Source organism: Anaeroplasma bactoclasticum, from assembly GCF_003550015.1.
Taxonomy (GTDB): domain Bacteria; phylum Bacillota_I; class Bacilli_A; order Acholeplasmatales; family Anaeroplasmataceae; genus Anaeroplasma; species Anaeroplasma bactoclasticum.
In genome coordinates this window covers 62,450-81,428 of the sequence record NZ_QXEV01000008.1, presented here as the reverse complement: position 1 = coordinate 81,428, position 18,979 = coordinate 62,450, and the positions used below count along the sequence as shown (strand labels likewise).

The window sequence follows — 18,979 nt, the reverse complement described above, 5'->3', positions numbered from 1 at the left end:
AGAGGACCTATGTTAATAGTTTTCTTTCTTACCTTATATTTGTTCTCCTCTTTAGAAAATTCACGATAAGACCTTGCTACTCTAATATATTTAGTATTGTTATTATCCATAATTTCAAGATGCACAATATCACCCCTTAACACTGTACTTATGTACTACATAAATAATAACACATTTTGAGTGATTAGTCAATAAAAAAACAGTAACTTATATATAAATATATAAATCACTGTCGAAAATTTATATTATAGATAGATATTGGAGGCAAACTCGGGAGCTTTATGTATCGAAAAAACTATCAATTTGAGAGAATTTTATAGCAAATTTATTTTATAAATAAATAAATTATGCTAAAATTAGGTAAATAACAGAGTGTTTAAAAAAATAAAAAGGAGGATAAGATTATGAGTCAAGAGCTAATATCATTTCTAATCCATTGGTTACCAACCCTAATCTTTTTAGGTTGCTTGGGTATTGCCATACTATTTGGTGCATGGCGTGGAATGCGTAAAAGTGCAATTCTTGCTATTCAAGCAGGTATTGTATTCGTAATTTTATTAATCGTATATTTTTCTATTGCAGGAGCATCATCTACGGATACCGGATTATTTAATTTAGTTTCCTCTATTATAGGTGAGGGGCAAATTCAAAGCATGATGGGAGTATCAAAATCCTGTCAATCCTTCAAGGAATGCTTCATTGAGCTTATTCCTAAGCTTATGCCTGAAAATGAAGGCCTAGCACTTATTATTGCTGATAATGGTGCTTATTTAGCTACATTAGCCGAAATGGCAGTAAGAATCGTTGTAGCACTTGCCCTAGGTATTATTTATATTCTTGCAATCTTTATCCTTTATCTCGTATATTTAATTTTCTATCCTCAAAGAAGATATGAAAGAAATCTCGAAAAGACTTATTACCAAGATATCAAGAATAAAGAGCTTCATGATGAAAGAAAAGCGAAGAAGGAAGCTAAGAAGAAAAAGAAGGTTGAAGAAGCCGCTAAAGCAGAGGCTATTAAAGAAGCCGAGCCTGAGCTTGAGCTTCATGAAACTGAAGCGGATGAATCCTTAATGGCTATTATAGATGATGAAGAAAATAGCGCTGATCTTCCTTTAGATGAAAATAGTGAGGCTATCGATGGCGATAAGCTTGAAGAAGAAATAGAACATGAAGAAAAAATCGAAGAGACTCAAGTAGAAGAGGAAGTTAAAGAAGAGGTTGAAGAAAAAGAAGAAAAGAAAGAACCTCATAAGCCTTTTGAATATAAAAAGAGAAGACTTTGGGGTGCTTTAATTGGTGGAGTTAGGAATTTAATTTCTGGAATTATTTTCTTATCCTTTGTAGGTGGATTCTTCTATATTTTAGCTGGTGGACCAGGAGATGATGTAACTCCAGTTGAAATGTCATTTGGAGACCCAACATATGATTTAGCCTATGGTGCATATTCTAATATCGAAACCTATGGTTCAACAGGTATATTTAAGGTATTAAACGCATTTAAGGGTAGCGATAATACTCCACTTTATTTATTTGCGGCAGACTTAGTATACCAGGGTGGACTATATGATGAAGCCCAAGGCTTAAATGAGAATGTATATTTAAGAAAGGAAATCTCTACATATACTAAATTTGCAAGAGACACATTAAATTTATTATTAACTTATGGTCCTGATGAAATCCGATATGCTGTATTACATGCTAATGACGGGAATACTAATATTATGGATACCATCATTGAGGTTATGCAAAAGCCTGGCTTCCAAACTGATTTTACAGCCCTAATCGATAACTTTAATGAATCTACATATTTCTTAAATTTATCTTATTCCTTAATTTCATCCTTTGTAACTCATATCGATAAGCTTGGACTTGAAGAATCCTTAGGAAAAGAAAACCTATCTTTAATTAAGGTATTATTCCAAAAGGGCTATCTAGCTGATGAGATTCCTTATGAGAAATATGTAAAAGAAGCAAATCTAGAAAATAAGCTAGCTTCTTATTATATATCTCCAGATTTAGTAATATCTAAAGATAATGCCAAAGCAGCAGTAAATATGCTATTTGGTTTCTTAAAATCTCAAACCTTAAATAAAGAAGATTCTGTAAAGCTTGTACTTGATACAATGGTTAATGTAATGCCATACATTACCGATTTCACATTCTTCCAAGATGAACATTCAAGTAATGTATCTATGGTACTTGCAAGATTATATCAGTTTGTACAAAATACATATTTTAAACAAGCTGCAGAGAATCAATTAACCGCCTTAAGAAGCTCTGTTACTCCAGTTGAAAATCCATACGAAATGGAAAAATATAAAAATGTAAACTGGGTAAATGAAATCAAAGGCTTAGTTAACTCCTTAGAAGATATTATCGTATTATATGACCATGCATATACGAAAGATGCAAGTGTATTAGATAATATTTTCAATATCTTTAATAAAGAAAGAGTAACCTATAATGAGGATATCCAGCTATATGAAAATGTAAAAGAGAACGTTGGAAATTCCTTCTTACTAGGTGATGTACTTGGTAGTGAATATGGAACAAAGTTCATTGAAAATGGACTTAAGACTATGCTTCCTGACCTATCCTTACCAGAAATCAATTTCTCTAATGTTATGAATACTGATGGTACAGTTAAGGAATATGGTGAATTCTATTACTTATTATGTGCACTAGAATCCTTCGGTGACAACCAAGAAAATTTAACACTAATTAGTGATTTACAAAATGGCTTTAATGGAAGTAGAAATGAAATCCTAGATTTAGTAGATCGCCTATGTGATTCCCTATTAAAGAAGGATTCTAAGAATTCATCTGTCATTGACAATGTATTAAATTCTACATTATTCACATCCATATTTAGTGAATTCATTATTTCTACAGAATCAAATACTACATTCTCTATCTATGTCGATGATTCCATAAGAGTAGTTAAGGATGGTACAACTACAAGAATTATTACAAAAGATGAATTATATCTATTCTTTGAAAAAGCATCCGATTTAATTGGTATATTAAAGGATATTGATGAGAATGCTGAAGTATCTGTATTATTAAAGAAAATCCTTTGTGAAGAAGCCTTAAATAGCTTAGATTCTAAGATTATTGAAGGTACAATGTCTAAATTCTTAAAAGATAATATTACAGGTGATTTTGTAATATTACCAAAGGAATTATTAGATGAATCTGGCTTCATTTCAAAGGATGGCAATGAATCTGAAATTAAGCATATTATAAGTCTATTTAGATTAGAGCATTTTGATATATCTAAATTAACTAAGGAATATGCAAATTCTTCCGATCAAATGAATGCCATTGTAGATATGTTAAAGGATTTAACAGAAGATGATTTCAATGAATTATTTGAATCAAAGATTCTATATTACTCTATATCTAATTATTTAGATCAAAATAAAACTGGCTTCTTGGGTGATTCTGATTTAATTATTCCACAAAAGACAATCTTATCATTACCAAATGAGGTTAGAATTAGTGAAGCAATTAAGAAGGAATACCTAATTGATTTCTTATTGAAAGCTTGTAATATTTTACCAAAGGATATGTCCAATATCGATACAGGTAAATTAGTAAACTCCATTGTAGATGATAATACTATTTGTAGTAATCTAATTTTATCTGCAACAATTACCAATATGATGGTGAATGTAGATTCTATTAAGGATTCTATTGATGGAGTCATCATTATACCTACAAGCTATAAGGATGCAGGTACACCAAGTGATTTAAATACCTATACAGAATCTAATATTTGGTATAGCGAGCAGCAAAGACTAATGAAGGGTATTGGAGCATTGATTGACAATGTAGTAGATACTGATGGTAATAGAGTAACTATTACAGATCCAAATCTATCGGATTACATCTACGATTCATATAAGAATTTAAATCAAGAATATGAAGGTGAAACAAGACTTCAGGTTGCATATAAATCTGAAATCATGCAAGCAACAATTTCATCAAGAATTGATGATATGGATTTCTTATCCTTAGAAAAGAAGTCCTCCTTAAAGATAAATAATATCTATCTAGAGGATGAGCTTGAATCTTTAGTCGATTTAGTTAATCTATTCGATTTAGATTTAAAGAATACAAGTGTATTAAATAGTGCTATGTCAACAGATACAGTCTTAAAGCTATTAGATCCATATGAAATTAATGGTACACCACAATCCTATACGAATTTACATCATCAATATGAGCATAAGATTTGTGGATTAATCCTAACAGAAGGTATCGAAGATGCATCTAATATACCTGCTGATGCATATGAATCAGGACAGCTATATGTTACTGAATTAGAAGCAGAAAGTATTATTTCATGTCTATCACCATCCAAATTAAATCTTGATTTAACAAACTTCACATTTGATGGTAATGACATTAGTATTAATACTTTAAAGAAGTGCATGTATGCTACAGATGAATATGATAATTTCATCCTTGATAGTGATGGTAATCCAACTATAATATCAAAGATATTACTACAAAATTTCTCTGAGCAAGTATTAACTTATGACCATTTAGAAATTCCAGCTATCGATTATGAGGATACATATTCAAGAATCAAAGCCAATAGTGCATATTTCTTATTATCATCTATTGAATCCTTAGATCCTACATTTAAGCTATCTTCAACAATTGATACTGTTACAATTCCAGATCCAGAAGATGATCAATTAATGGAGCCAATTCGTAAGAGTACAATATTTAGAGCATCCATTGTAAAGAATATCAAAATTCAAATTAGTAGTATTACTAAGGACCCTGTTTTAAAGAAGGATTCTCAATATGTTACAATTGAAAGTAAATATGATGGTTCAAAGAATATTGCAATATTGACTGCAGATGAAACAGTAAATACATTTAAAGCAATTAAGGCATTAAATTCTTCAGGCTCATTATCGAATGTTGAATTAAGTGTAACTACAGTTGCATCCTTTACACCTCAAACAAGACAAGATATCTATTCTTCGAATTTGATTTCAGCTAGACTATCTGAGGCTATCTTAGAGGCTCCTTCTGTATTAGATTACACTGCAAGAACAACTGCAGCAGGTACATATAGTGCTCCAACAATAGTTAATGGAATCAATATTCAAACATTAGTTGAAAATCCAGCTTATCCATTATTAACTCCAGAACAAATGGAAAACTATTTTGCTACATTCTAATGACAAAAACCACTCCCAAAAGAGTGGTTTTTCTTATTAGATAAAATTTTAAATTTTAGGGGTTTTTCCCTCTATTTATGAATATTTCATAAAGAAATTAATAAAAATAGTAAAAAAATTTAATTTACCCCTATATTTTCATAGCTTTTTTTGATAAAATAGCATGGGTAATAAAAAATTATAGGAGATAAGAACATGATTAAAGTTAATGATTTAAAGAATGGTGTTGTAATTGAATACGATGGCAAGCTTATGCAGATTATTGAATTCATGCATGTATTACAGAACAAGGTTGCTTACGTACGTGTTAAGATGAAGGATTTAAGAACAGGTGCAGTTACTGAAACAGCATTAAAGGGTTCTGATTCTGCATTCAAGAGAGCTTTCATTGACAAGAAGTCAATGCAGTATATTTATGCAGATGGTGCTGCATACGTATTCATGGATCAAGAAACTTATGAACAAATTGAAATTCCAGCAGAAAGACTTGAATGGGAAAAGAACTTCTTAAAGGAAGGTATGGAGGTTATGGTACAGTTCTATGGTACTGAAATCTTAAATATCGTTTTACCTGATAAGGTTAGCGTAGTAGTAACTACAGAGCCTGCAGTTGCTGGAAATACAAAGACTAACTCTTTAAAGGATGCATTCTTAGAGAGCGGCTTCTTAGTAAAGGTTCCTATGTTCATCGAAAATGGTGAAGAAATTATCGTTTCTACATTAAACGGTGAATATGTATCTCGTGCAAAGTAATAGATAAATAAACCAAAAGAAAAAACGACAGCGATGTCGTTTTTTTAATTGTATTCAATTTCTTCAATTAAGGCCTGATAAATAAGCTTTAAATTTTCATTTTCAATTCTTAGATTTCTAATAATATTCTTATTCATAAGCTTTAATAGCTTAACTCCACCAGAAGGATATTCATCACAGAATTTATTAAATGATTCACTATCCATAGAATATGTCTTACATGGTGTTTTTGCTTTTACTGTTGCGGATCTTTTATCCTTATCAATTAAAGCCATTTCACCAAGTATTACATGCATAAAATCACTTAATGTAGCACATACAAAAGGATCATTATAAATGGTAGTTTTGATTACATCTACAGTACCTTCAATCAATAGATACATTGTTGTATCTAAATCTCCTTCCTTAATGATAATACTATCCTTATCATGATTATGCTCTACCATATAGCCTGCAAGGGCATTAAGCTCATTTTCATTCATGGAAGAAAGAAGAGGAAAACTTTTAATTTTTTCTATTTTATCATTCATCATTTTTCTTCTCCTAATACAATTGCACCCATATTTTTAGTTAAAATAAAATCATCCGATGGATTTAATCTAGGACAATTTGTCTCTAAATTTTTGACATCTTTAAGCTTTTGAATGATTTCCCCATAATTGGTCGATTTTTGTGCATCAGACAAAATTTGGTGCTTTAATTCTCTTTCTACACCCATATTCTCTAATACACCAATAAGTAGATATTTCTTTTCCTTCTTATAATAATCAAAAAGCTCACCATATTTCTTTCCAACCCATTCCTCAGCAATGGTTAATATCTGTACAGATGTACCATCACCATTATCTAAGAAGGATGACATTACCTTTGACATACCACTATAATTTGTAGAAGTAGACAAGATATATCTTGTATATTCTTCAGTATAAATTACCTCAGCACAATTTTGCTGTAAAAGATAATTCTTATATCTTTCTGTTTTAACTTCGCAGCAGATATGACATTTTGAATTTAAATTTCTAACCATAAGTGCTGTAACAAATACTCTTGAATCAATTAATTCATCATCTAAATTCTCTATATTTTCACCAATAATTAATACCTTAGAAGCATATTTAATATTCGCATTTAATAGAGTTTGTTCTATTGTATAATCTCCTTTAAATACATTTAACCCCTTTAAGGCTTTATCTTCTTTTAATAAATCTATTTTTTCTTGTTCTAAGTTATTTATTAAAACAATATTTTCAATACTTAAAGAAGCATTCTTTCTTAATATATCCTGAATTAAGGATTTTAAATCATTTTTATATCCTAAAATGATAATATGATTTTTCATATTTTGCATTTTCTTCAACACCCTTTCCTGCTTTAATCTTCTTTCAACAAACGCACTCGATATATAACCTGTAAACATCGATAATACAATCATACTGAATAATAGGAATATAATACCTATAAGTCTAGTTGCGTTATTATGATCGAAGAAGTAGTCATTACCTGCAATAGTTAATATATTGAAGACTAATACATCTAAATAGCTAAATAATGCTCCATCAGAATCTCTTACATCATTAAGCCTAAGTATAAAATACAAAATTGTAACTATTGCTAAATAGGTAAGTAAGATTATGACTAATGCCTTGATATGAAATTTTTCAATAAAGCTTTTAAGCTTATCACTTTTCGATTTCATATTTTACTCCTAAATACATTTTAAACTATAATAACATTATATCATTTTTTTCACAAAAGAATAGATAAAAATAACACCTATATAATTTATATAAATTGTGTTATAATAACATACAAAGAGATTCATAGGAGTTAATTTATGAAATATCATATAATACCAAATTTAGATCAATTAGATGAATATTTATCCCTATCTAAAAAATATAATTTAGGCTTTGAATATAATGAATTCTTTATGCCAGATTTTTTAGATAATGAGGATAAGGCAGTAAAAACTATTTTAGAATATCAATCCCTAAATAGAAAAAATGATACACTGCATGGAGTATTTTTTGATATAGTTTTAGACTCTATGGATAAAAAAATAAGAGATATTTCTTTAGAAAGAGTGAAATCCTCCCTAAGAGTAGCATCTATGCTTAAATGTAAGGGAGTAGTATTCCATACCAATTATATTACTTGGATGAAGGATGAAAATTATAAAAATCGTTGGCTTAAATATAATAAGGAAGCTTATTTAAAGCTAATTAATGAATTTAAGGATTTAGAAATATATATAGAAAATATGTTTGATTTAGATCCATATTTATTAAGAGATTTAGTAAAAGAAATCAACCATGAAAGAATTGGCGTATGCTTAGATATTGCTCACGCAAATATATCCAAAGTAGATATTAAGGAATGGTTTAATGTGCTTAGACCTTATATTAAACATATTCATATTAATGATAATGATGGCATTATAGATTCTCATATGGAATTAGGAAAAGGAAATATAAATTATAAAGAGATATATCCATTAATTAAGGAATTAAAAAATAATCCTACTATATTAATTGAAATATCAGATATCAATAAGGTTAAAAATTCTATTGAGTACATTTTAAAGAATAATTTAGATACATTTAATTAAAAGGAGTTTATAACTCCTTTTTTCTAACCCCTTTTATCTTGAATTTATAGTTCTTTTTATTTATAATATTATATATGAGTATCTATAGTGGGGTGTTGCCATGAAAAAATTTCAACAAGCATCTGAAACTGAAGATTTATTAGACGAACTCTTAGAAGGTATTGACTTAAACCAACAAGCTGAGGAAGAAGAGACTGAAACAGAAGCCAAAGCGGAAGAGGTTAAAGAAAAAGGAAAATCCGATGAGGAAAGAGGAAAGTATTCCAAAGAACAGCTCGAAGTGATTTTAGAAAGAGTAGATGCCGGTCTAATTGGCTCCTTACCTATTGGTATGGACCCTACCAATCGTCCAATTCTTAAAAAAGGTGATATCGCTCAATTAAGAAAGCCAAATCGTTTATTAAGAAAGGATTTTGTTTTCTATAAAATTGGTGATGATTATTTTTTAAGAAGAATTATTAAATTTAAAGGTGATGATATTTATGTTGCAGGTGATGGAGAGCATGAATATCATATTATCCATAAGGAAGACGTAGTTGCAAAGGTTGTAGGAAGAGAAAGAGGAAAAAAATACATTTCCTTCGGATTCTTCCCTAAGGGAAGATTCTATACCTGGAGAAAGGTTAATTTAGCTTATTTAAGATTAGGTAATCGTATTAAGACATACGAATCCGATCAGAATGCAGAATCCTTAGAAGCAGCAATGCAGCTATTAGAAACTCAAAACCAGCAGCAGCAAACTGTACAGGTTCAAACTCCAGTTATTTCTTCTGATATCGATCTAGATTCCGATTTAGCAGCATTCATCGATCCAGATGAGCTTGTAATGGAATTAAGAGAAGAACAGAAAAAGGCTGAAGAGGAAGAAGTTATCTATGTCGATGAATATGGTAATGAGATTAAGGATTATGATCCTAATGCTGAAGCAAATAAAGGTCAATTCGTTCAAGGCGCAAGCGATGAGGACGAGGATGAAGAATTTGAGGCTATCAGCATAGAAGACCAAGAAAAGCCAATGGATGATGAAAATGATGGTACATTAGTTGGACCTGAGGATATTCCAGAGGATGATATTTTAGCTTCTACAGATTCAGAAGACGAAAACATGTAAGCAAAACGATGCAAAAACGCATCGTTTTTTCTTTTCTCATGTATATACTGTAGTATAAAGAGTATTTTTTATATTTCATCAGTATGTCAAAAAAAGATTTCGGAAGCCAATCTAGTTTTTATTACTATATTTAGTATTTGTTTTTAATCTTTTTTAAATTTATTATAAATATATTATCTAGTTTTTAAAAAATTTTACATTTTGTAATATTTTTTTATAAAAACGGTTTCATTTATTTTTAAACTATGCTATAATGATTTACCTACATAGCGTATGAGAGGGAAAAACCCTTAAAAAAATAAATTTCAAAACGTATCTAGTTTTAAAAACCATTTTATTTGTTTTAGTTGTTTTGAAATATCATTTTAAATATTAGATATGATTTGAAATTGTTTTAGCGCTATGCAAAAATATGAGTATTTAAATGACACTTATATATCTATGATATATAAAAACGGCCTTAAATCACAAAAGAAATGGGGACAAGAATATGAAAATTAAACTTAATGGAGAGATTAAAGAAATCTCCGAACCTTGCAGAATTTGCGAATTATTTGACAATAAAGACCATAAATACATGGCTGCAAGAGTCAACAACCGCTTAAGGGAGTTAAACTACATCCTACCTTCAGATTGTGATATTGAATTACTAGATCTTACAAATTCAAGTGTAACTAGAATTTATCAGGCAACTCTAAGGTATGTAACTGCAATGGCAGTTAAAAACATATATCCAAAGGCAAGAATTCACTTTAACTACAGTGTATCTAGATCTATTTTCGCAACAGTATCTGGTTTAGGTCATGCCTTCTTGGACAAGAATTTTAAGGAAATCAAAGAAGAAATCGAAAGAATCATCAAAGAAGATTACCCAATTAGTAGACATTCTTTATCTATTCCTGAGGCTGAGGAGTACTATAAATCCATTGGAGCAATGGATAAGGTTAAAATTTTAAAGTATAGAAAGGAAAAAACTGTACATGTATATGAATGCAATGGCTATAAGAACTATATGTTTGGCTATATGCTTCCATCTACAGGATATTTAACTCAATATCGTCTAAAATTATACGCTCCAGGCTTCATTATGCAGTATCCACGTAGTGAATGTAAGGGTCAAATCCCTGAATTCAAGGATGAGCAGGTATTTAGAAGTGCCTTAAAGGAAGCAAATATTTGGGCAAATACAGCAAAAAGTGAATCCATCGCACAGATGAATGAGATTGTTGAATCTGGTAAAGCACTAGAATTTATTAATGTTTGCGAAGCAAGACATAACCGTCAGCTATCTCAGCTTGGTCATAAGATTCAAGAAAATATTGACCAGATTCGTCTAATTTGTGTTGCTGGTCCATCCTCCTCAGGAAAAACAACATTCACGAATAGAGTAAGAATTGAGCTTAAGAGTAGAGGTATTGAGCCATTAATGATTTCTATGGACAATTTCTATAATCCAATTGAAATGGCTCCAAAAGATGAATACGGAAATCCAGATTTAGAGCATATTGAAGCCCTAGATTTAGAATTATTCGATGATGTAATCTTTAGATTAATCCAAGGTGAAGAAGTTGCACTTCCAACCTATGATTTCAAAACTCGTACAAGAATATTTAGTGAACCAATTAAAATTGGTCACCATCAACCAATTCTAATCGAAGGTATCCATGGCTTAAATGATAGAATTGCACCATCTATTCCAGATGATCAAAAATTCAAAATCTATATTGCTCCATTAGGACAGTATAAGATTGATGATCATAACCCAATTTCTATTTCTGATATTCGTCTTATCCGTCGTATGGTAAGAGACCATCAGTTTAGAGGCACAGGCTGTGAAAAGACATTAGCTACATGGGCATCCGTAAGAAACGGAGAATTCAAGTGGATTTATCCATATCAAAACAACGCAGACTTTGTATTTAATTCTGAACTTTCCTATGAGCTTTGTGTATTAAAAACTTATGCAGTTCCTCTTTTAGAGGAAGTTCCTTCCGATTCCCCTAATTTCATCACTGCAAATAGACTTCTAAAGTTCTTAAAATACTTTGAAGTTATCACAGATAAATGGATTCCATGCAACTCATTAATTAGAGAATTCATCGGAAATTCCATTTTCTACACTGAAGATACAAAGTAATACTAACTAAAACGGGCTAAAAACCCGTTTTTTTTAATTTTTAACCCCATTTTACACAAGAATAGATATCACAATTAAAACCCAAATTTTTAGTCAAATTTTAACGATTTAAAATTGAAAAAAAACACCCCTTTTGTTATAATGTTAGTGTTCGAATGGAAGTGAGAAAATGAATTGTTTAAAAAACATAGAAAGAATTACCTACACAAAGGAATTAGTTTACAATTTATCTAAGCTATACACCTATAGAGGTAAGGATTTCCACTACGAGGATGTATTTAAGCAGCACATGCAAGGAATCATCCGTCGTACAATTGCGAAAGATACAATTTATGCTGCCAAGATTTTAAATCTTGAGATTTCAGAGGCGAGAATGAAATATATCGCACATAAGGATGCAGAGCCTAGAAATAAAGATGAGATTGTAATGCTAAACCTAAAAGAAGTATTCAAAATCATCCAAAGTAAGGGTGCAGATTTTGATATATCAAGTAATGAAATCTTAAAATTAGCAGAAGCCACTTTCAAATCCGTAATTAAAGTAGGCTATAAAATAGATACTGTAGAACAAGCAGAAAACCTACTTACCGTACAGGTTAAAAAATCTAGAAGAGACAAAATGGATGAAGAATTAAATCTATATATCCATGCAGAAGAGGATTTACATGTAGAAGCAACGCAAATCGCAACTGACCTATATGTCGATATGCTAAAGAGTGAATACTTCAATAGATACAATGAATATATTTCATTGCTAACTCTATATTGCTTACTTTTCAAAGCTAGATTTTATGTATTTAAGCATATAAGCTTCTTCGAAAAATATTATGAAAAGCTAGATGCATTTAAGGCTGCAACATCCGCAGCAACCTATGGTTGGGAGACTGGATTTGCGAATACATCGATGCTAAATAACCTAATCATTCAATTAATGCTAGAGGGTTATGCGAAAATCGAAGGCGACGTTCAAAACCAAGAATTTGACCGAAATCTTAACAAGATTGATACTGTAGAAGCAACGATTATGAAAATGGATCGTATATTTACAAAAGAGCAAATTAAAGCTTTATGCCCTACATTATCTGAGTCAACAATCAATCGAGCTTTAACAAGATTAAAGAGTGAAAACAAGATTAGACCAAACGGAACTGGTAGATCTGCAAGCTGGATGAAGCTAGTAGAAGATGAGCTAATCACTAAGGGAACATCACAACAATTAACCCTATTCGATATGCAAGAAATGCAAATGGATGGACAGAAATAGTCCATCCATTTTTTATGCCTATAGTTCTTAAGAGAGGCATCATATATGTATTGTGATAACATTGTTAGAAAAATTTCGTCGTGTATCTAGTTTAGATTACTAGATATAAAGTTGTTTTATATTAGATAAAAAAGAAATTTTAAAAATTTTTAAAATAGACATAAATAATGTCAATTATAGTTTTAGAATACAAACGATGATTAAAAGAGGTGGTAATTAAAGATCTGAAACTGTAAAAATGATGGAATTATAAAAATCAGATGGGAAAGGCCATTTTTCTATCAGCAATCGAGATGGGCAATTATACGTTTTTGAATCTCTCGATTTGTAATAGAAAAGATGAAGTTTTTTAAAGTGAATTTGAAGGAAATAAAGCGAAAGCTTAAAAACACCAATATTTGACATTATTTATGCGTATTATTAAATGTGCACAAATAATGCTGATTATTTTATGAAAATTTATGAAAGCTTTCAGATATTAATAATCCTATATATGTAAAAAGAAAAAGGCGCATATTTTCCTATATAAAAGGATGCTTTTTACCCCAAAACTTATGAAATCACACCATTTAGACCCTAAAAACATAGTCAAACAGGTAAAAAATGACCCCCATACATGCAGAAGTAGAAGAAGAAGCAGAAGATAAGAAACATATTCATTATAGATAGCTAGAATAGATTTGTTCTGGCGAATCGAGTGTGATCCATAAGGGTATGATAAAAGAGTCGATGAGCCGGAGAATTGTCCTAAAAAGAGATTTTCACCTTCTCGTAAAAATACCCGTTTTTGCTTATTCATAGTCAAATATATCCAACTGAATTAGTTTAAGGAGAAGAATAACCTAAATTATTGTAAATAAACATAGTCAAAGGGGTTAATTACTACTTTTTCGCCCCTCTTTTTGTGCATTTTCTATTTCTGATTAAGTTATCATAATATGTATTATGTTAACCAATAAAATATATTGTAGGTAAGCGATATTTTAGTATTTTGTGTTTTTGTGGATTTGCCGTGTTTTCTCTTCACCTATCCACAAGGCCTGAAAAAATATGATTAAGCGTTTTCAGCTAATGACCTTTTAGAGACTTACCAATTATCCATGAATTTTTCTCGTAGGAGGCCAGGTACTTAAACGATGGATGCTGTATAATTTCTCTATTATTGGAAAACCTACATAAAACATGGTCATATTTTAAAAATGATGTAGTTTATTTCTCTTTTTAGGGCAAATCAGGGCTTCAGTCCGGATTCTGATGATCAGCTGCTTTTTAGGGTTGTATTTTAAATATGTCAAAATGTTTTCATAAATTGTTTTCAATTTATGCATATATTATGTCTTATATTTTACACTGATTTTCCGCACGCCTTTTACAATCGTTTTCATTTCTTTCTTAACCTCTTGTAATTTTATCTAGTTTTAAACACTAGATAGATGGCCAAAATTCTTCTATTTCTCATGCCTTCATACGCTACACGCACATGCATTATGCACCCACCCACATACGCGTATTACAGATTGAATTTCTTCTCTTTGATGAATCCTCTATCTCGTTTTCTAATATGCATGAGCTAAAGAACCTTAAATCTGGTTTTAAGATAACGAAAACGCTGTTAGTTATTCTTTTGGTTTGGGATCTTGTATTTTGCACATTTTAAAAGTTTTAAATATCTCTTTATCTAGTTTATAAAACCATTTACGTTTCGAAATGTTTTCTCACTCTCCCTCTTATATGCGTACACGCGCATTATGCTACGACACATATAAGAAGCTTCTAAGAATTCATTTCTAATCATACATACCAGGATTTATTTCTCTATATTCATTTGACAATAATTGGATATTTTCTCTTTTAAATAGTCTTTTTTAATCTCCTACCATCAGTCAATTTTTTCCAAAAAGAAAAGCCTAGATTCAACTTCATCTAAGCTTTTAGTTTCTTTACTTATCATTCCTTTATTTTGGGTTTTCTTTTCCGAAAACATTTATTGATTTTGTTATTCATTCTGTTTTGATTTACTAATTCAACCATCAATTGATTTCCCATTGAACAGTTTTTAACTACGGATTATTTCACATTCTATGAAAACAAAAAATATCAATTTTCAACATTTTTCACTTGTTTTCATTTGAAATTGTTTCTTCTACCTCGTTTTTCGAGATTTTTTAGCCCGTTTTTTTGGGTTTTTACATTTTTACCCTATAAGTGAAGGTATATATGTATAAAAATTAAAAATTCGGCAAATTTTGAGGCATTTTTGTGTAAAAATGCAAGAAAAAACTCCCATTTTTGCAAATGAGAGTCATTTTTCTACTTTAATTCACTTAAGAAGGATTCACCAATTACATCTGGAGCTTTAACATTAAAGTTCTCTGCAATGGTTGCTCCAATGTCTGCAAAAGACTTTCTTGTGCCTAAAGATCCACCCTTTAAAGACTTGCTCCAAACTAAAATTGGAACATATTCTCTCGTGTGATCTGTACCTGTCCAAGTAGGGTCATTACCATGGTCTGCAGTTACCATTAATAGGTCATCATCATTTAATAGATCCATAAGAGTCTTTAAATCAGAATCGAATTCTTCTATTGCATCATGGTATCCCTTAGGGTCTCTTCTATGTCCATATAGAGCATCAAAGTCAACTAAATTAGAGAATACTAAGCCTGTAAAATCATGCTTAGCAACCTCGAATGCATGCTCCATACCATTATGGTTAGATAGATTCTTATATGCCTCAGTAATACCACAGCCATTAAAAATATCCTTAATCTTACCAATAGATACTACAGAATATCCCTTATCCTTAAGCTCATCTAGAGTAGTTCTTGATGTTGGGGATAGGGCATAATCATGACGATTAGTAGTTCTTTTGAATGTATCTTTTGTCTCACCTAGGAATGGACGAGCGATGATTCTTCCTACCATCCATTCAGGCTTCATACAAATTTCTCTTGCGATTTCGCAGCATCTATATAGCTCATCTAGCCCAAAATGCTCTTCATGACAAGCAATTTGAAGTACAGAATCTGCAGATGTATAGACAATCATTGCACCTGTTTTAATATGCTCTAGACCTAAATCCTTTAAAATTTCAGTACCTGAAGCAGCACAATTACCGATAACCTTATGACCAGTTTTAGCCTCAAGCTCATCAATTAATTCCTTAGGGAATCCTGTATCTGTAAATGTTTTAAATGGGTTTTCGGTTAAAATACCCATCATTTCCCAGTGGCCTGTCATAGTATCCTTACCATTAGATGCCTCATCCATTCTACCATAATAACCCTTAGGGTTATTTACCTTTTTAACACCTTTAATATCTGTAATGTTTCCATACCCCATAGACTCCATTACAGGTAATTTAATGCCTCCTTCATGCTCCGCAATATGAGCAATAGTATTTGCTCCTTCATCACCAAATTCAGCACTTCTTGGTGCAGTTCCACATCCTAAGGAATCTGCAACAATAACAAAAATTCTTTTAAACATATATATTACTCCTCCTTATGTTTGTCTTTTGCTAGTGGGTGTGTATGGTCATAAATATTCTTTAGCTTTGATTTATCGATATGTGTATAAATCTGAGTTGTCGCGATATCCTCATGACCCAATAATTCCTGTACTACCCTTAAATCTGTTCCACCCTCTAATAGATGTGTAGCAAAGGAATGTCTTAATGTATGCGGTGAAATTTCTTTAGTTATACCATTTTCCTCCGCAAGTTTTTTAATAAATTTAAATACCGATTGTCTAGATAAAGGCTTTTTTTGATAATTATAGAATAATAAATTACCATTTTTAGGGATTAAATCTAACCACCCCTTATCTACATATCTTCTAACAGCTATAATTGCCATTTCTCCAACAGGAACCATTCTTTCCTTATTTCCTTTACCAACAATGGTTAAATAGGCCTCTTTTAGATGTATATCTGTGATTTTTAAAGCTAAAAGCTCTGAAATTCTAAGACCACATCCATAAAGTAGTTCAATCATTGCCTTATTTCTTAAAGAAATAGGATCATCTCCTTTAACAGAATCAATCATAGCCTCTACCTCTTCAATAGTTAAAACTATTGGCAGTGCCTTATCTGTTTTTGGAGAATCAATCATCTCTGCAGGATTTTTCATATTATTTTCTTCAGATAAATATTTATGGAAATCCTTAATCGCAATAATTTTTCTTGCGATAGACTGTTTCGATAGATTTTTTCTCTTTAGAGAATCGATATATTTAATTATGTCATCTCTTTCAATCTCATCAACTTCATTTATATGCTCATATTTATTCAAGAACGCTGCATACTGCTCTAAATCCGATACATATGCAGAAATTGTGTTCTCACTTTTACGCATATTGCGTAAATAGTACTCAAAGTCAGAGATTTCATAGAAAATGACTTCTTTTTCTTCTTTTTTCTTCATATTTTTTTATCCTTTGTATTTTTCATTACGAATGTAGTTTCAAATATTTTATAAAGCGTTATTCCAAAATTCTTTAAATATAATAAATAATTACATTATGTAATATCAATAACTAGATAGCATTTGAAAATAATTTATTTCAAAATGTTAATGTTATCAAATATCATTTCATATATTATATAATATAATTACATAAAATATTCAATATTTAATTATCTAGTTTTATACACTAGATACCTTTTGAAATAATTTTAGACGAACTCTTCATATACTATATTAGCTATAAAAAGCTTGTCTTCTGGTATAAAAAGTCTATCATCTTCTATTTTTAAGATTCCACTATCTATGTGCTTAGACAAATCGAAATCTAAAATTGGTGAAGAATGGTACTTCATTTCGTAATAGGATAGGGATATTCCATCTAACATTCTAAGTCCTAGCATCATAAATTCTTTCTTTTCTTCAGAAGAATCAATTTCTATTTTCTCTTCTTCTACTAATTCTAAATATTTCTTTAAGGATTTATAATTGGAATACCTATAAGGCTTAATAAAACCAGAAGCTCCCATACCGATTCCTACATATTCTTCTTCCTTCCAATATAATTCATTATGAATAGATTCAAATCCTTCTTTTGCATAATTGGAAACCTCATAATGCTTATAGCCATGTTCTTTCATTCTTTTATTGATGATATCATACATATCTGCAATAATATCATCATCTAAAAGCTTAAGTTTACCTTTAGATAATAAATAAGAAAAAATAGTTTTATCCTCTAAAATTAAGCTATAAAAGGATACATGAGGTACATTCATAGAATAAACATAGTCAAGATCAGCTAAAAGAGTATCTATATCTTCATTTGGAAATCCAAAAATGAAATCCATTGATATGTTTTGAATATGATTAGCTCTTAAAATGTTAATTGCTTGTGTTACATCCTCCATTTTATGATGCCTGCCTAAAAGAGATAACGCACTAGGAGAAATAGACTGTACACCTAAGGATACTCTATTTATTCCATATTTATAAAATAGCTTAGCTTGACTATCTGTTATAAGCTCTGGATTACATTCGATTGTATTCTCTTTACTATTTTTTAAATATGGATAAATATAATCTAATAATTCTTCTAATAGATTATCTGGATATACATTTGGTGTACCACCACCAATATATATGGATGTAATACCTTCTAAATCATTCCTTTTGGAATTGATTTCTTTTTTTATTGCATCTAAATATATTCTATAGTTTTCTATACTAGAAACCATTTTAGGAAAATCACAATAGCTACAGATTTGTTTACAAAATGGCATATGTATATATAATCCTCGCATATATAATTCTCCTCTCTTAAAGTCAGGGTTATATTATAATATAAATTTTTTAAAAATAAAATAGATTTTGGTTAACATAATATAATTATAGCATAAAAAAATAGGAATCATGCCGCTGATTCCTATTTCTATATA

Annotated in this window: 11 protein-coding genes; 6 read left to right on the top strand and 5 right to left on the bottom strand. The window is 30.4% G+C overall.

The features are described from left to right. Positions 1 to 404 precede the first annotated feature (404 nt). Both EI71_RS05060 and efp read left to right on the top strand, forming a co-directional pair. On the top strand, positions 405 to 5,204 hold the full coding sequence (locus tag EI71_RS05060; protein WP_119016166.1) for a cytochrome C assembly family protein: 4,800 nt from the start codon (positions 405 to 407) through the stop codon (positions 5,202 to 5,204). A gap of 195 nt (positions 5,205 to 5,399) precedes the next feature. After that, entirely contained in the window at positions 5,400 to 5,957 is a 558-nt protein-coding gene (gene efp / locus EI71_RS05055) for an elongation factor P (RefSeq protein ID WP_119016165.1), read from the top strand. Positions 5,958 to 6,001: 44 nt separating this feature from the next. On the opposite strand, the gene EI71_RS05050 is transcribed toward efp, so the two are convergent. Beyond that, the gene (locus EI71_RS05050) at positions 6,002 to 6,490 is read right to left on the bottom strand and encodes a cyclic nucleotide-binding domain-containing protein (RefSeq protein WP_119016164.1); all 489 of its coding nucleotides are present in this window, start codon (positions 6,488 to 6,490) and stop codon (positions 6,002 to 6,004) included. After that, positions 6,487 to 7,653: a TrkA-related ion transporter gene (locus EI71_RS05045; protein WP_162849785.1), complete on the bottom strand. Its 1,167-nt coding sequence runs from the start codon at positions 7,651 to 7,653 to the stop codon at positions 6,487 to 6,489. The genes EI71_RS05050 and EI71_RS05045 overlap by 4 nt, the downstream gene beginning before the upstream one ends. Before the next feature lie 138 nt (positions 7,654 to 7,791). Here EI71_RS05045 and EI71_RS05040 point away from each other — a divergent pair, with 138 nt between their 5' ends. The 4 genes from EI71_RS05040 (at position 7,792) to EI71_RS05025 (ending at position 13,077) form a co-directional block, all read left to right on the top strand. Beyond that, entirely contained in the window at positions 7,792 to 8,565 is a 774-nt protein-coding gene (locus tag EI71_RS05040; protein WP_119016162.1) for a sugar phosphate isomerase/epimerase family protein, read from the top strand. Between the two features lie 100 nt (positions 8,566 to 8,665). Next, the gene (locus tag EI71_RS05035) at positions 8,666 to 9,676 is read left to right on the top strand and encodes a hypothetical protein (RefSeq protein ID WP_119016161.1); all 1,011 of its coding nucleotides are present in this window, start codon (positions 8,666 to 8,668) and stop codon (positions 9,674 to 9,676) included. A 490-nt stretch (positions 9,677 to 10,166) separates the two neighbouring features. After that, positions 10,167 to 11,813, top strand: a complete 1,647-nt coding sequence (locus EI71_RS05030; protein WP_162849784.1) for a nucleoside kinase — start codon at positions 10,167 to 10,169, stop codon at positions 11,811 to 11,813. A 169-nt stretch (positions 11,814 to 11,982) separates the two neighbouring features. Next, entirely contained in the window at positions 11,983 to 13,077 is a 1,095-nt protein-coding gene (locus tag EI71_RS05025) for a hypothetical protein (RefSeq protein ID WP_119016159.1), read from the top strand. A 2,310-nt stretch (positions 13,078 to 15,387) separates the two neighbouring features. On the opposite strand, the gene EI71_RS05020 is transcribed toward EI71_RS05025, so the two are convergent. From EI71_RS05020 to hemW, 3 genes are all read right to left on the bottom strand, one after another. Further along, positions 15,388 to 16,566 (bottom strand): phosphopentomutase, encoded by a 1,179-nt coding sequence (locus tag EI71_RS05020; protein WP_245951355.1) that lies wholly within the window; start codon positions 16,564 to 16,566, stop codon positions 15,388 to 15,390. A 5-nt stretch (positions 16,567 to 16,571) separates the two neighbouring features. After that, a complete protein-coding gene (xerD, locus tag EI71_RS05015; RefSeq protein ID WP_211321041.1) occupies positions 16,572 to 17,501 on the bottom strand; it encodes a site-specific tyrosine recombinase XerD in 930 nt (309 codons plus the stop codon). Positions 17,502 to 17,752: 251 nt separating this feature from the next. Continuing rightward, positions 17,753 to 18,844 carry a radical SAM family heme chaperone HemW gene (gene hemW, locus EI71_RS05010; RefSeq protein ID WP_119016157.1) on the bottom strand — a complete coding sequence of 364 codons (1,092 nt, stop codon included), beginning with the start codon at positions 18,842 to 18,844 and terminating at the stop codon, positions 17,753 to 17,755. Positions 18,845 to 18,979 lie beyond the last annotated feature (135 nt).

Excerpts from the sequence above, each read along its gene's own strand:
- EI71_RS05060 (WP_119016166.1), top strand. The coding sequence starts at position 405 with ATGAGTCAAGAGCTAATATCATTTCTAATCCATTGGTTACCAACCCTA.
- efp (WP_119016165.1), top strand. The coding sequence starts at position 5,400 with ATGATTAAAGTTAATGATTTAAAGAATGGTGTTGTAATTGAATACGAT.
- EI71_RS05050 (WP_119016164.1), bottom strand. The coding sequence starts at position 6,490 with ATGATGAATGATAAAATAGAAAAAATTAAAAGTTTTCCTCTTCTTTCT.
- EI71_RS05045 (WP_162849785.1), bottom strand. The coding sequence starts at position 7,653 with ATGAAATCGAAAAGTGATAAGCTTAAAAGCTTTATTGAAAAATTTCAT.
- EI71_RS05040 (WP_119016162.1), top strand. The coding sequence starts at position 7,792 with ATGAAATATCATATAATACCAAATTTAGATCAATTAGATGAATATTTA.
- EI71_RS05035 (WP_119016161.1), top strand. The coding sequence starts at position 8,666 with ATGAAAAAATTTCAACAAGCATCTGAAACTGAAGATTTATTAGACGAA.
- EI71_RS05030 (WP_162849784.1), top strand. The coding sequence starts at position 10,167 with ATGAAAATTAAACTTAATGGAGAGATTAAAGAAATCTCCGAACCTTGC.
- EI71_RS05025 (WP_119016159.1), top strand. The coding sequence starts at position 11,983 with ATGAATTGTTTAAAAAACATAGAAAGAATTACCTACACAAAGGAATTA.
- EI71_RS05020 (WP_245951355.1), bottom strand. The coding sequence starts at position 16,566 with ATGTTTAAAAGAATTTTTGTTATTGTTGCAGATTCCTTAGGATGTGGA.
- xerD (WP_211321041.1), bottom strand. The coding sequence starts at position 17,501 with ATGAAGAAAAAAGAAGAAAAAGAAGTCATTTTCTATGAAATCTCTGAC.
- hemW (WP_119016157.1), bottom strand. The coding sequence starts at position 18,844 with ATGCGAGGATTATATATACATATGCCATTTTGTAAACAAATCTGTAGC.